Raw genomic sequence first — 13053 nt, forward strand, 5'->3', positions numbered from 1 at the left:
CCCGGCGGCGGCATAACCGAGGCCGAAACCCACTTAGCGACAACGCCAAAACTGTTCAGATCAACCGAGCCAGCTCTAAACATCGAGTTGGGCGCTCTTCAATGTCGATACATAACAGCCACCCGACCATCGTGATGAGATCCAAGATGGCGGCAGTTCCCATGGCGCCTCGATCAACGTTTATGCCTTCGACCTTCAGTCAGGAAGACCCTACGATTCCAAGAGTGCATTCTCGCCGGGTATCGCATGAGTCCCAGCCACGCCAACAAGGCGGGAGTTCGCTATCGCTACTACGTCTCACAAGCGCTGCTTCAGCACCGCAAGAATGAAGCCGGCAGTATCGCGCGTGTGTCCGCCCCAGATGTCGAGGCTGCGATACTCGGATTTTTGCCATTGGATAGGTCAGAGCTGAGTGAGCGCATCGCGCGCATCACCCTGCATCGCGATCGTCTGATCGTTCATATGAAGGGCGAGCAAGACGAGCCTCCCTCCAAGCCGATTGCGATCCCTTTCGCGTGGCAGCCTCAGGGGCGCCGCAAGGGCATTGTCCACGAGCCCGCATCGAAGAAAGTTCAGTTGGCCCCCAGCATCGCCAAGAGCATACTTATCGCCATTAGTCGGGCACGGCGCTGGATGGCGGAATTGATCGAAGGCATTGTCGCCTCTCCAAACGACATCGCCATTCGCGAAGGGATGGGCGAGCGCAACGTCCGCAAGTTACTGCCCTTGGCCTGCCTCTCGCCCGCTCTCGTCCGAGCCATCGTCGATGGCACAGCGCCAGCCGACCTAACCATCAGCAGCTTGACCGCCGCGCTCCCTCACGACTGGGCGGCCCAGGAACAGCGCTTTCTCACGGCCTGAGCGTTCTGCCAGAACTCAATCAGATCTCAATGCGGGGCGTTTTTCGTCCGCATGAGCGAACGGTCTTTATCGGGCTTAAACCTGTCTCTCATCGCGATACGGCGATGCATCCGGAATCGGGAATCACGCTACCGCAGACTGGGGACAGGAAACCGGCCGCGGCACCGCGCCATGAGGAAGATGCAGGTCTCCGCGTGGACGACGCCCACGCTAACTTACGACACGGCCGCAGGAATTTCAGGGACGGCCAAAATCTCAGCGAATGAAGAATGGTTGGCTGGGGGACCAGGATTCGAACCTGGACTAACGGAGTCAGAGTCCGCAGTTCTACCGTTAAACTATCCCCCAACGGGATCAATGACTTAGCGCTGCGTTTTGCATATCGCGCCGTCGTTGTCCAAACGGTGTTGCTGGGCCGTTCTCTAGCTCGCCTGTTGGTGTAGATCAACCCCTATCTGTGGAAAGGCGAGGCGTCTCCCGCAAAAGCGCCCGACGAGCCCGGCCCCACCTCGCGATACTCGCCCATCGCGGGCATCGTCGCTCCCCGGTTTTTGGCCATCATACTCACGCGAGTTACCCTACTCGCCCACGTGCACCGTCTACAACCACCGCTCAAACCTTGACGCGATCACCGACCTCGTCGGCTCGCTGCGAAATGGCGCCGGTAACCTGGCGCCCCAGACGGGGATCTATCCCGATTATTCCACGCCGATCGTTCGTTCCGGGTGATGACGCGCGCGAGCTGGTGATGGCCCGGTGGGGAATGCCGTCGCCGGCCTTCGCCCTTCAAGGCAAGCGGACCGACAGGGGCGTCACCAACATCCGCAACACGTCCGGCCCGCATTGGCGCCGCCGGTTCGTGCCGGAGAAGCGGTGCCTTGTCCCGTTAACGAGTTTCATCGAGTCACCGGCCGGCGCCCGCGGGCCAGAGACGTGGTCCTGGTTCGCGCTTGCGCCCGACGAACCACTGGCGTTCTTCACTGGCATCCGGACGACATGGAGCAGCGTCTGGAAGCTGAAGGAGGGCCGGTCAGGCAGCTCCCCGCTTGGCCAGGCGCTTGGCCATGCGCAGGCTGCTTATCATTGCCGATTTGGAGCGGTCTGCCAGCACCGATTGTCCGGGTGGACGCGGCGACATGCCGAAGCGGCGCATCATGTGGTTCGCGCGGTAGACGTTCGCATGCAGCCAGTTGGGAAATTCCATGTTGAGGCTCAGTGAAACCGAGACGTCGTCGTGATTCTGAACCCAATGCGCCCCGTGCGTCGGGATATGGACAGCATCGCCGGGCTCCAGCGTGAACTTGTGCGCAGCCTTCTCCGCATGAGGTTTGTAGGTGCCGGCGGTGATGCTGACGCTGTAATATTGTTCGATCTCCTCCTCAGTCGTGATGGTGCGATCGTTGGGATCGCACACCCACAGATCCTTCGCTCCGTGGATCTGGACGAGGAAGTTTGGCTCCGCATCGAAATGATAGGGCGTCTTGCGGCGCGGCGACGTGATGAAGATCAGCATCTCGGCGTTGCTGAGCAGCTTGGAGCCTTCGGGTCCTGCAATGTCGCGGACGAAGGTTTCGAATTCGTCGAGCACTTCACGATAAGCGGGATTCTTCTCGACATGCTTCATCACGAGCCACGCACCGGCGGTTTCGATCCGGTCGATGATCTCGTGGATCGTCATGTCGGGCTTGGGCGTGGTGCCCCATTTGTCGGTGAGCGACAAGTCGCCCACGTCGACATAGACGTCGTCCTTGCGCTTCATGGCCTCCTCGGCCACGGCGGCGAGGGCATCGATCGAGAAGAGAGGGTGATTGGCGAGCGAGTGTTTGGCCTCGAAGGGGCTGCGATGCAGGTGCCGTCGGCACTCCTCGATCGGATCCACCGTGCTCCAGTGCGGGCCGACAAGATTGAGCGGAGTCTTCGTGAGCATTGCCAACCCTCCGGTTGAAATCCGTCTGAAACGCTAAGATCCAGCGTAAGTCAGGACGAGTCTGTTTCTTCGCCACGAAGGCATCTGGCGCCCATGCTTTCGGATACGTCCTAATCCTTTCGGGGGGCGGTATTGGCCGATAGCGGAGCCGGAGGGCATCAAGGCGGGGCGCCTGACATGACGGTCTGACGCCAGGAGATGTGGATCTTGCTCTTCAGGTGTCATGTTCGCAGACAGGTCGCATTTCACGCTCACGGCCGCGCAAAGATGCCGGTGCGGAATGCAGTCGGTCATCCGGAACATTCGGCCGGAACGCTGCTTGACGCTTCGACACGGCTTGCTAGGCTCTGTTCGAGTGGTGCCGTACCGAACGTCATGCCCCGTGAGGGCTGGCTCTCTGCCGTGAAATCCGCAGGGCGTATCCGGACGCAGGCCGCTTATCTTCTCACAATCGGGATATGCCCGCCCGCGCGCGCCTCAGGCCGTCGCGATCGGACATCAGGTCGCGGACATGAGCGATTGCGCGTCTGACGAGTTGGCAGGGATGGTCATCTTCGATGCCGGCCATATGGGCTGTGGCGAGCTCGTGATGGTTCTTCGCATGAAACTGAAGACCATGCCCGGGCAGTTGATGCGCGTCGTCGCGCTCGACGCGGGGGCGCCCGAGGATCTGCCGGCCTGGTGCCGCATGACCCGAAACGAACTCATCCGCCACGATCCCGATTCCCACAGCTTCTGGATCCGTTCGCGGATCGACTGGAGCTGATTTTGCCTGACACGACATCCCGAAAGTAATCGAGGAGCCTCGCAATGCCCGGTAAGTTCGTCGTCTCCATCAGTTGCGCCAAGAACGACACCGACAAGGCCACGGTCGGCTTCGTCATCGCCAATGCCGCCGTTGCCTCGGACAAGGAGACGGTGGTTTTCCTGTCGATCGAGGGCACTCGACTTTCCCAGCAGGGCTATGCCGACGATATCCACGAGCAGGGCTTCGCACCCCTTGCGGAGCTGATGGCGAATTTCGCCGCAGCCGGGGGCACGATCTATGTGTGCTCCCCCTGTTTCAAGAAACGCGGCCTCGACGAAGAGAATCTGGTGGCGGGAGCGAAGATCGTCGGCGGCGCGAAGCTCGTCGAGTTCCTGGGCGAGGGTATCCCCTCGATCAGTTATTGATCCGGCGCGGTGGGAGCACACCATGAGCTACGATCATCGCCGGTTCAGTCGCCGGACACTCCTCGCTGCCGGTGCGGGCCTCGCGGCGACGTCCCTGATCGCCCCGGCTCGCGCGCAGGATCGCAAGAAGCTGCGCTTCGGCGTCGGACCGCTGCTGCCATCGGCAGAAGACACGCGGAAAGCCTATACGCCGCTTTTCGCGCATCTCGCGAGGGAACTCGGCGCCGATTTCGATCTGGTCGCGACCACGGATTGGGCCGGCATGGCCGTGGCTATGGGATCAGGCCAGCTTGATGTCGCCTGGATGGGGCCGTGGGGCTACATCATCGCGAACAATTCCACCGGGTGTCAGGCCGTCGCGACGGTGAAATATGACGACAAGCCCACCTATCGCGCGATCATCATTGCTCGGCCGGATCTCGCCGTCTCGACATTCCCGGATGACACGAAGGGCAAGTCGATGTCTTTCGCCGATGTCGGGTCGACCTCCGGCTGGCTGATTCCGACCTACTACGCGAAGGAGGTCTGGAAGATAGATCCCAGGACCTTCTGGAACTACACGGAGGGCGCGACCCATGCGGCGAACGAGATGTCGGTCAGTGCCGGCCAGGTCGACATGGCGACCGATTTCGATCGCAATCGAAACGCGATGATCGCCAGCGGGCGCGTGAAGGAGGATGCCAACAGGATCATCTGGACCTCGGATCCGCTGCCCAACGACGCCATCGCATTGCCGCCCGATGCCCCGCCGGAACGGGCGGAGCAGGTGCAGAAGATCCTCACCGCCATCACGCCGGAACAAGCAAAGGAACTGCTGCCCAGCCGCTACACCGGCTTCGTGGCGGCGAACCATGCCTCCTATGCGATGATCGAAAGGGCCGGAATCGCCGTTGGCAAGATCAAGCCGAAGAGCTGAGGCGGCGTTGGCGCGAACATCCGAGGCGCCATCGACCGCAGCCGAGCGTGCGCTCGCGCGCATCGAGGCCGAACGACGTGGCTTCTCCGCGCGCCGTATCCGACTCTGGCTGACCTGTGGCGCGATCCTCGCCTTCTATGTCGTCTCCTGGAATCTGGCGGGCATCGATCTCCAAAAGCTCGCCAGTGGCCTGCCGAAGCTAGGCCGCTGGCTGGCCAGCGCCTGGCCTCCGGATACGTCCGAACTTCCGCTTTTTGCCCTGCGGACCGCGGAGACGGTGGCGATGGCGGCGATCGGAACCACGCTGGCGACGCTGCTTGCCATTCCGATGGCGGTGCTGGCCAGCCGTAACGTCACGCCTTGGCCGACGCTGTATTATCCGGCGCGCTGGTTCCTTAACGCGTTGCGCGGCATCGATTCTTTCGTGTTCGCGCTTCTGTTCGTGGCAGCGGTCGGCCTTGGCCCGTTCGCTGGCGTGCTCGGCATTGCGCTGCACACATGGGGCAGTGCCGCCAAGCAGTTTGCCGATCACATCGAGAATGCAGAGATGGGTCCGTTCGAAGCGGTGCGCACCACGGGAGCAGGGCACTTCACTGCCATTCTCTATGCGGTGGTCCCCGATGTCGCGCCGGTTCTGCTGTCGACGGCACTGTTCTGGTGGGAGTTCAATGTGCGCGCATCTACCGTGCTTGGCGTGGTGGGTGCAGGGGGCATCGGGCAGGAGTTGAAGAACAGCATGGACCTGCTGGATTTCCCTCGTCTCTTCACCATCATCGCACTCATTCTGGTCGTGGTCACCGTGCTGGACCAACTCTCCGGCTGGCTACGCCGGAGGCTCGCCTGATGAACGAGCGGGCGCAGATCGTCTCGTCTCCGGCCTCGTCGCCGACGCATCTCGAGATCGATGGCGTGACGAAAAGCTTCCGCGGGCATGTGGCGGTGGAGGATATCAGCTTCCGGGTCGCACCGGGCGAGTTCCTCGCCGTGCTGGGGCCGAGCGGCGCTGGCAAGACCACGCTCTTTCGCTGCATGACCGGCCTTCTAGGACCTGACAGCGGCACGGTGCGCGTGGATGGCGAGGAGGTCCACGGCGTCGCCGGGCGAGCCCGGCGACGGGTTGCGGTGGTGTTTCAGCAGTTCAATCTGGTCGACCGGCTGACCGCGCTCGACAACGTCCTCGCCGGGCGGCTCGGCCACATGCCGGCGTGGCGGGCCTGGGCGCGCTGCTTCGAGCGCAGCGACCGCCTGCTGGCGCTCGATTGCCTCGATCAGGTTGGCCTGCTGGAGAAAGCCACCCAGCGGGCGGATTCCCTGTCGGGCGGACAGCAGCAGCGCGTTGCCATCGCCCGGGCTCTGGCGCAGAAGCCGAGCATCATCATCGCGGACGAGCCGGTAGCCAGCCTCGATCCCCAGACCAGCGCCGGGGTGCTGGAGCTGTTGCGGCATATCGCCCGGTCAGAGCGCGTCAGCGTCGTCTGCAGCCTGCATCAGGTGACGCTCGCCCGGCGCTTTGCCGATCGCGTCGTCGGGCTGGTGGATGGAAGACTTGTCGTGGACGTGCCGGCGCATCGTTTCGACGAGCACATTCACAGGCAGCTTTTCGGCACGGCCGAGGGGACGGATCCGCACACGGAGACAGCATCATGAATCCCGTCGACGCCCACACGCTCGTGCCGGACATATCTTTCGACGGCGGGGATCTCGACTGCGGCAACGGGCTGCTTCTCCTCATCCGCAAGCACATCGACCCGCTGCCGCGCGGCGGTCTGCTGGAGATCCGCTCCACCGAGATTTCCGTCGACGAGGATCTGCCAGCCTGGTGTCGGCTGACGGGCAACGAATTCGTCTCCTGGACCAAGGTCAAGAAGCAGCGGTCCTTCCTGGTCTGCAAGGGGATGCTGGCCGAACGGGCCGCGACGCCCGCCGCCGTCGTCGTCGCGAAGGAGACGCCTTCATCGGTCCCGCGCCCGCGCATCCCTATCGAGCCTCCTCCCATCCCCGAACTCGCAGTGATGGGAATCGGCTCATGGCCGCGCCCGCGCTGGATGATCGAGGCCATGCACGCCTATGTGGAAGGGCGGCTTTCGGAGAAGGCGTTTCAGGAAACCGCCGACGATGCCGTGCGCCTTGCCATCGCTGCGCAGGAAAAGGCCGGCGTCGATGTGGTGACCGATGGCGAACAGCGGCGTGACTCCTATGCGAGCTTTGTTGCCAGCCGGCTCGACAATTGCCAGCTCATCCCGCTCATCGACCTGTTGCCTCTCGTGGACGACCCGGCGGAATTCGAGGCGGAACTCCGTGCGCTCGACATTCCCGCCGGCGAGGTGCGCCATCCTGCCGTGTTCGGCAAGCTCTCCCGCTCGCGCCCCCTGGTCGCCCACGAGGTCGATTTCGCACGCAGCGTGACCGATCGTCCGGTGAAGGTCGCGCTGCCGGGCCCCTACCTCCTGACACGCACGATGTGGATGGAGTGCATCTCGGACCGCGCCTATGCGAGCCGGGAAGAACTCGCGGCCGATATCGTGCGCGTACTGCGCGAGGAACTTGCCGAACTGATGGATGCCGGTGCTGCGCTGGTCCAATTCGATGAACCGGTGCTTTCCGAGGTCGTGTTCGCCGGCGCCAAGAACAAGCGTTCCTTCATGTGCGGGGCGCTGTCCGAATCGCTCGGCCCGGCGCACGAACTCGCCTTTGCCCGTGATCTGCTGAATGCGGTGCTGGACGGCGTGCCGCGCCGGCGCACGGCGCTGCATGTGTGTCGCGGCAACTGGACGCCGGACGAAAGCGTCGCGCTGGCCGGCAGCTATGGACCACTGGTCGGGATGCTGGCGCAGGTCAAGGTCGGCGCGTATCTCCTGGAGATGTGCACGCCGCGCGCTGGCGAGGTGGACATCCTCACCGCATTGCCGCACGACGCCCGCATCGGGGTGGGTGTGGTGAACCAGAAGGATGCGCATGTTGAAGGTATCGATCAGGTGGCCGGGCGCATCCGACATGCGATCGACCTGTTCGGCCGCGAGCGCGTCCTGCTGCATCCCGACTGCGGTTTCGCGACGTTTGCCGACAACCCGATCTGTTGCACGGGTTCGGCCCAGGACAAGCTGGCTGCCATTGCGAAGGCCGTGCAGACGTTCGGATAGCTGGGTGCGAGCATCTTCTGGCAACGTGTATCCGGAAGTGCGCGCAGGCGGGGCGGGCGTGATGCCGTGCCTATTCGGTCCACCGGATCATCGAACGTCCGCGGGTCAGATCCGTCAGCATCCGTTCCACGTCTGGCGCCTCCGATTTCGGTGCACTCACCGACAGGGCTGCGCCGTCGTCCATGAACGTCTGAACCGCCACCTGCACGCCCGAGAGCGCGGCCAATCTGGACTGCACCAGTGCCAGATCACTGAACGCACATGCAAACGTCCCGGATACGGTGTCGATGAGTTCCACTTTCGCAGCTTTGCGCAAGCACAGGGCCGCCGTCCCGCCATAGGCACGGATCAGACCGCCGCTGCCGAGAAGGATGCCACCGAACCAGCGGGTCACGACGACAGCAACGTGATCGAGGCTTTGCCCGTCGATCGCGGCAAGGATCGGCTTGCCGGCGGTTCCGCCGGGTTCTCCGTCATCGTTGAAGCGGTAGTTCTGTCCCAGCCGCCATGCCCAGCAATTGTGATTGGCTGACGGATCCGACTGTGCTGCGATGAAGTCTTTGGCCGCTGCCTCGTCCGCGACAGGACCAGCGACCGCAATGAAGCGGCTCTTCTTGATCTCTTGCTGGCATGTTGCGCGTGCGACGAGGGTAAGGCGTAGGACCATGTCCCCGTCTATCATGCGATCGGCGTGGAATCTCCCCCGGCAATGGGCGTTGCCAGGCGTGGAGGCCCGAAAGCAGGTGAGCGGGGACTTGCCCCGGCGCGTGATAGGGGCATCCTTCGTTTCGAAGTCGGGTTGATCGAGACATTCCGATATAAAGATGTCCTTATATTATATTGACGCGCGGCCCGTATCGCTGCATCCTGCGCGTGTCACGGTCTCCGGCCTCGCGCCGGAGCTAAGAGGGAATCCGGTGTGAAGCCGGAGCTGCCCCCGCAACTGTCAGCGGTGAGCATAGGTCCATTTCGCGTCACTGGGGCGATAGCTCCGGGAAGGCCGGACCGAAGCAACGACCCGCAAGCCAGGAGACCTGCCGCGACAACATAATCGTCCCTGGGCGGGGTGTCCCGGTGGTGCGTTCGCGCGTCCACCGGCTTTGCGTCCGGTGGACGGGCTTATGCGTCCGCTCGGCCTTTGCCCCCATATCATTGGGGTTAGCCGAATGACTTCTCCGATCATCGCCGGCACCGTGCCGGTCTCGACCCTCGGCACGCCGCGTATCGGACCGCGGCGCGAGCTGAAGGCCGCTCTTGAATCCTACTGGTCCGGCCGGAGCGATGCCGCGGCGCTGCTCGACACCTGCGCCCGGCTGCGCGCCGCCAACTGGGCGCGACAGGCTTCGCTGGGCATCGCCAATATCCCCTCCAACGACTTCTCGCTCTACGACCATGTGCTCGACACGGCAGTGATGGTCGGCGCCGTTCCCTCCGTCTACGGCGCAAATGAAGGGTCGGTCGGGCTTGATACGTACTTCGCCATGGCGCGCGGCAGCACGGGCGATGTGGCCACCTGCGCCCACGGGCATGCCCATGACAATGGCGCGGGCGTGCCTGCGCTCGAGATGACCAAGTGGTTCGACACGAATTATCACTTCATGGTGCCGGAGCTTGAGCGCGGCCAGCGGTTCCGTCTTGCTTCCAGCAAGCCGGTGGATGAATATCGGGAGGCCGCCGCACTCGGCTATCGGACCCGGCCGGTGCTGCTGGGACCAGTGACCTTCCTCACCCTCGCCAAATCGCGGGATCCCGGCTTCGATCCGGTGAGCCTCATCGGAGACCTGCTGCCGATCTATGGCGAGGTCTTGCGCCGGCTCGCGGCGAGCGGCGCGACCTGGGTGCAGATGGACGAGCCCTGCCTTGCACTCGACCTGAATGCCGTCACGCAAGCGGCGCTGCGCGAGGCCTATGGCTTCTTCGCCCATGCCCTGCCGCAGATTCAAATCATGCTCACCAGCTATTTCGGCGGGCTCGGCGGCAATCGAGACCTTGCGCTGTCTTTGCCAGTGGCGGGGCTGCACCTCGATCTGATCCGCGCGCAGGACCAGCTCGACGACGTCGTCGCACAAGCCCGGCCGGGCCTGGTGTTGTCGCTCGGCGTCATCGACGGGCGCAATATCTGGCGCGCCGATCTCTCTCGCCTGCTCGATCGCCTGGAGCCGGTGCTACGCCGGCGTGGCACCGACCATGTCGAGATTGCTCCCTCCTGCTCGCTGCTGCATGTGCCGATCGACGTCGAACAAGAAGCGGACCTCGATCCCGAGGTAAAAAACTGGCTCGCCTTTGCGGTGCAGAAGATAGGGGAGCTCACGACCCTCGCAACCGCCCTGTCATATGGCCGCGCCGCGGTCGAGGAGCGCCTCGCCGCATCGGATGCTGTCGTTGCTGCGCGCAAGGCGTCCGCAAAGGTTCACAATGCCGCGGTCACGGCACGGCTCGCCGGCGTCACACCGGAGATGACCCGACGTGCCAGCCCCTTCGCGGAGCGGCGGTTGGCGCAGGGGCGTCGTCTGTCGTTGCCTTTGCTGCCGACCACAACCATCGGCTCCTTCCCGCAGACCGGCGAGGTGCGCAAGGCCCGCGCCGCCTATGGCAAAGGCGCGCTCGACTCTGCCGCCTATGAGGCCTTCGTGAAGGAGGAGACCGCACGCACCGTGCGCTGGCAGGACGAGATCGGGCTCGACGTGCTGGTGCATGGGGAGTTCGAGCGCAACGACATGGTGCAGTATTTTGCCGAGCAACTCGATGGCTTCGCCTTCACGAAGCATGGCTGGGTGCAGAGCTATGGCTCGCGCTATGTGCGCCCGCCGATCCTGTTCGGCGACGTCGCCCGTCCGCGGCCGATGACGGTGGCGTGGTGGCGCTATGCCCGAAGCCTCACAGACAAGCCGATGAAAGGCATGCTGACCGGGCCTGTCACCATCCTCAACTGGTCGTTCGTGCGGGACGACGTGGCGCGCAGCACTGTCAGCCGCCAGATTGCACTCGCCATCCGCGACGAGGTGCAGGATCTCCAAGCGGCGGGCGCCGCGATGATCCAGATCGACGAGGCGGCGATCCGCGAGGGGCTGCCGCTGCGCCCGGCGGAATGGCAGGCCTATCTCGACTGGGCGGTGGAGAGCTTCCGGCTCTGCGCCTCCGGGGTCAAGGACGAGACCCAGATCCACACCCACATGTGCTACTCGGAGTTCAACGACATCATCGTTTCCATCGCCGCAATGGATGCCGATGTCATCTCCATCGAGACCTCGCGTTCGAAGATGGAGCTGCTCGGCGCCTTCGTCGAGGATCACTACCCGAACGAAATCGGACCGGGTGTCTATGACATCCATTCTCCCCGCGTGCCATCGGTGGAGGAGATGACGGAACTACTGGAGCGGGCACTGGACCGGATTGCGCCGGAACAGCTCTGGGTCAATCCCGATTGCGGGCTGAAGACGCGGCGCTGGGAGGAAGTGCGCCCGGCGCTCGTAAACATGGTGGCTGCGGCGACAGGCCTCCGCCGTCGTCTCGCGAAAGCCGCGGAATGAGCGGGGAGCACAGTGCCGGGGCGTGCGTGATCGACATCGTCTTCCCCGGCGCCACCAACCATCACGGCACGCTGTTCGGTGGCGCGGCGCTTGCTCTCATGGATCGGGCAGCCTTCATCGCGGCGGCCCGGCATGGCCGTGTCGATTTCGTCACTGCGTCCTGCGAACGCATTGACTTCATTGCTCCCGCGCGGCTCGGCGATATCGTCGAAACGACCGCGCGGGTGATACGCGCCGGGCGCCGCTCGCTCGGCGTGGCAGTGGAACTCGTGGCGGAGGCGCCGCTGACCGGTGAGCGGCGGCGCTGCACCAGCGGCGTGTTCAACATGGTGGCGGCGGTAACATCCGTCACCATGCCTCCGGTGCCTGAGACCGAGCGAGCAAGTCCGGACAGCCTAAGCATGGTCGATCTCGTCATGCCGGAGCAGACCAGCCACTATGGCAGCCTCTATGGCGGCAGCGCCCTCGCGCTGATGGCCAAGGCTGCCTTCGTGGTCGCCACGCGGTGCAGTCGGCAGGCGGTCGTCCTGGCGTCGTCCGGACGGGTCGATTTCCTGCATGAAATCCGCCCCGGCCAGGTGGTCGAGATCGAGGCGTCCCTTTTGCGCGAGGGGTGCAGCTCCATGACGGTGGAGACGCGGCTGTGGTCGGAGCTGCTGGCGACCGGTGAACGTCGTCTGTGTGGAACGGGTGCGTTCGTCAACGTCGCCGTCGATGCGGAGCACCGGCCGGTGAGGTGGAGATAAGCCGCATGTCCACAGGAGCCTTGCTTGACTTTCCAATACGGAATGATCAGTTCTTGGCACATGATGACCGAACCGCTCATGTTTCGTTTTGCACAGGCGTGTCCCATCGCGGGACGCTGAGCCCCCGCCCGGTCGCGTCGCCCCGGCTGAGGGGCTCCTGAGGCGGCCTCTGTCTAACCCGGCAGATCGTGCCGCGATCCGCGACAGCACACACATTCCCCACTGCACTCCGGCACGCGTCTCGCGTCGCCGCTCTCTTGCCTCAGGAGGTCATCATGGCCCTTGCCCGGCGCAAGCCTGCCATCGCCATAACCCGTCACGATCACGAGATGCTGTCACGGCTTGCCGATTCCTACGCCGCTCGTGATGCCGAGCTGGCTGACGAACTCTATACCGAGCTTGACCGGGCCCGGATCGTGGGCGACGGGTCGGCCCGCAACGTCGTTCGCATCGGCTCGGCGTTACGTTTCACCTCCGATGCCGGGGAGGACCGTGTCGTGAAGCTGGTTTTGCCGGGCGAGGCGGATATTTCCGCCGGCAAAGTGTCGGTCATGACACCCATCGGCATTGCGCTGATCGGCCTGTCGGCGGGGCAGTCGATGGACTGGACCGCGCGCGATGGACGGCGTCACAAGCTGACCGTCGTCAGCGTGGAAGCCCCCGATGTAGTGGTGGAGCCTGCTGCGCGACCGATGGCGGTTACCGGCGAACAGCAGGCATCGCAGAGCTGAGCTCGCCCGGCTTCCGTTCTCCCTTTGAA

12 protein-coding genes, 1 tRNA gene, 1 pseudogene and 1 riboswitch are annotated in these 13053 nt (G+C 63.9%); of the genes and pseudogenes, 11 read left to right on the forward strand and 3 right to left on the reverse strand.

Features of this window, described 5'->3' with window-relative positions; genetic code table 11:
* Window positions 1-246 precede the first annotated feature (246 nt).
* Window positions 247-861, forward strand: coding sequence for a hypothetical protein (locus MWN34_RS00005; protein WP_247025583.1), 615 nt, complete (start codon window positions 247-249; stop codon window positions 859-861).
* 274 nt (window positions 862-1135) lie between these two features.
* Here MWN34_RS00005 and MWN34_RS00010 read toward each other — a convergent pair.
* A tRNA-Gln gene (locus MWN34_RS00010) sits at window positions 1136-1209 on the reverse strand.
* Between the two features lie 415 nt (window positions 1210-1624).
* On the opposite strand from MWN34_RS00010, the pseudogene MWN34_RS19830 reads away from it, so the two are divergent.
* A pseudogene (locus MWN34_RS19830) lies at window positions 1625-1807 on the forward strand (SOS response-associated peptidase); the annotation flags it as partial.
* An 84-nt stretch (window positions 1808-1891) separates the two neighbouring features.
* Here MWN34_RS19830 and MWN34_RS00015 read toward each other — a convergent pair.
* The gene (locus MWN34_RS00015) at window positions 1892-2740 is read right to left on the reverse strand and encodes a cupin-like domain-containing protein (RefSeq protein ID WP_247025584.1); all 849 of its coding nucleotides are present in this window, start codon (window positions 2738-2740) and stop codon (window positions 1892-1894) included.
* Between the two features lie 616 nt (window positions 2741-3356).
* Here MWN34_RS00015 and MWN34_RS00020 point away from each other — a divergent pair.
* Genes MWN34_RS00020 through MWN34_RS00045 form a run of 6 tightly spaced genes read left to right on the forward strand, consistent with a single transcriptional unit; the run spans window position 3357 to window position 8017 of the window.
* Window positions 3357-3554 carry a sulfurtransferase TusA family protein gene (locus MWN34_RS00020; RefSeq protein WP_343311793.1) on the forward strand — a complete coding sequence of 66 codons (198 nt, stop codon included), beginning with the start codon at window positions 3357-3359 and terminating at the stop codon, window positions 3552-3554.
* A gap of 44 nt (window positions 3555-3598) precedes the next feature.
* Window positions 3599-3961: a DsrE family protein gene (locus tag MWN34_RS00025; RefSeq protein WP_247025586.1), complete on the forward strand. Its 363-nt coding sequence runs from the start codon at window positions 3599-3601 to the stop codon at window positions 3959-3961.
* 22 nt (window positions 3962-3983) lie between these two features.
* Window positions 3984-4877: a phosphate/phosphite/phosphonate ABC transporter substrate-binding protein gene (locus MWN34_RS00030; RefSeq protein ID WP_247025587.1), complete on the forward strand. Its 894-nt coding sequence runs from the start codon at window positions 3984-3986 to the stop codon at window positions 4875-4877.
* A 7-nt stretch (window positions 4878-4884) separates the two neighbouring features.
* Window positions 4885-5721: a phosphonate ABC transporter, permease protein PhnE gene (gene phnE / locus MWN34_RS00035; protein ID WP_247025588.1), complete on the forward strand. Its 837-nt coding sequence runs from the start codon at window positions 4885-4887 to the stop codon at window positions 5719-5721.
* Entirely contained in the window at window positions 5721-6524 is an 804-nt protein-coding gene (gene phnC, locus MWN34_RS00040; RefSeq protein ID WP_247025589.1) for a phosphonate ABC transporter ATP-binding protein, read from the forward strand. Before phnE ends, phnC begins: the two co-directional genes overlap by 1 nt.
* Window positions 6521-8017 (forward strand): 5-methyltetrahydropteroyltriglutamate--homocysteine methyltransferase, encoded by a 1497-nt coding sequence (locus tag MWN34_RS00045; protein WP_247025590.1) that lies wholly within the window; start codon window positions 6521-6523, stop codon window positions 8015-8017. The genes phnC and MWN34_RS00045 overlap by 4 nt, the downstream gene beginning before the upstream one ends.
* A gap of 70 nt (window positions 8018-8087) precedes the next feature.
* Here the strand turns inward: MWN34_RS00045 and MWN34_RS00050 are convergent, their stop codons facing one another.
* Entirely contained in the window at window positions 8088-8684 is a 597-nt protein-coding gene (locus MWN34_RS00050; RefSeq protein WP_247025591.1) for an IMPACT family protein, read from the reverse strand.
* A gap of 195 nt (window positions 8685-8879) precedes the next feature.
* Window positions 8880-9073: riboswitch (cobalamin riboswitch) on the forward strand.
* Between the two features lie 110 nt (window positions 9074-9183).
* On the opposite strand from MWN34_RS00050, the gene metE reads away from it, so the two are divergent.
* From metE to rnk, 3 genes are all read left to right on the forward strand, one after another.
* A complete protein-coding gene (gene metE / locus MWN34_RS00055; protein WP_247025592.1) occupies window positions 9184-11547 on the forward strand; it encodes a 5-methyltetrahydropteroyltriglutamate--homocysteine S-methyltransferase in 2364 nt (787 codons plus the stop codon).
* Complete coding sequence (locus MWN34_RS00060; RefSeq protein ID WP_247025593.1) at window positions 11544-12293, forward strand: acyl-CoA thioesterase; 750 nt, start codon at window positions 11544-11546, stop codon at window positions 12291-12293. Before metE ends, MWN34_RS00060 begins: the two co-directional genes overlap by 4 nt.
* 275 nt (window positions 12294-12568) lie before the next feature.
* Complete coding sequence (gene rnk / locus MWN34_RS00065) at window positions 12569-13024, forward strand: nucleoside diphosphate kinase regulator (RefSeq protein WP_247025594.1); 456 nt, start codon at window positions 12569-12571, stop codon at window positions 13022-13024.
* Window positions 13025-13053: the final 29 nt, after the last annotated feature.

The organism is Ancylobacter crimeensis (assembly GCF_023016805.1).
In the GTDB taxonomy this organism is placed as follows: Bacteria; Pseudomonadota; Alphaproteobacteria; order Rhizobiales; family Xanthobacteraceae; genus Ancylobacter; species Ancylobacter crimeensis.

What these genes read in the sequence shown, in the direction of transcription:
- MWN34_RS00005 (WP_247025583.1), top strand. Translation starts at nt 247, where the DNA reads ATGAGTCCCAGCCACGCCAACAAGGCGGGAGTTCGCTATCGCTACTAC.
- rnk (WP_247025594.1), top strand. Translation starts at nt 12,569, where the DNA reads ATGGCCCTTGCCCGGCGCAAGCCTGCCATCGCCATAACCCGTCACGAT.
- MWN34_RS00045 (WP_247025590.1), top strand. Translation starts at nt 6,521, where the DNA reads ATGAATCCCGTCGACGCCCACACGCTCGTGCCGGACATATCTTTCGAC.
- MWN34_RS00060 (WP_247025593.1), top strand. Translation starts at nt 11,544, where the DNA reads ATGAGCGGGGAGCACAGTGCCGGGGCGTGCGTGATCGACATCGTCTTC.
- MWN34_RS00020 (WP_343311793.1), top strand. Translation starts at nt 3,357, where the DNA reads ATGGGCTGTGGCGAGCTCGTGATGGTTCTTCGCATGAAACTGAAGACC.
- MWN34_RS00050 (WP_247025591.1), bottom strand. Translation starts at nt 8,684, where the DNA reads ATGGTCCTACGCCTTACCCTCGTCGCACGCGCAACATGCCAGCAAGAG.
- phnC (WP_247025589.1), top strand. Translation starts at nt 5,721, where the DNA reads ATGAACGAGCGGGCGCAGATCGTCTCGTCTCCGGCCTCGTCGCCGACG.
- MWN34_RS00025 (WP_247025586.1), top strand. Translation starts at nt 3,599, where the DNA reads ATGCCCGGTAAGTTCGTCGTCTCCATCAGTTGCGCCAAGAACGACACC.
- metE (WP_247025592.1), top strand. Translation starts at nt 9,184, where the DNA reads ATGACTTCTCCGATCATCGCCGGCACCGTGCCGGTCTCGACCCTCGGC.
- MWN34_RS00030 (WP_247025587.1), top strand. Translation starts at nt 3,984, where the DNA reads ATGAGCTACGATCATCGCCGGTTCAGTCGCCGGACACTCCTCGCTGCC.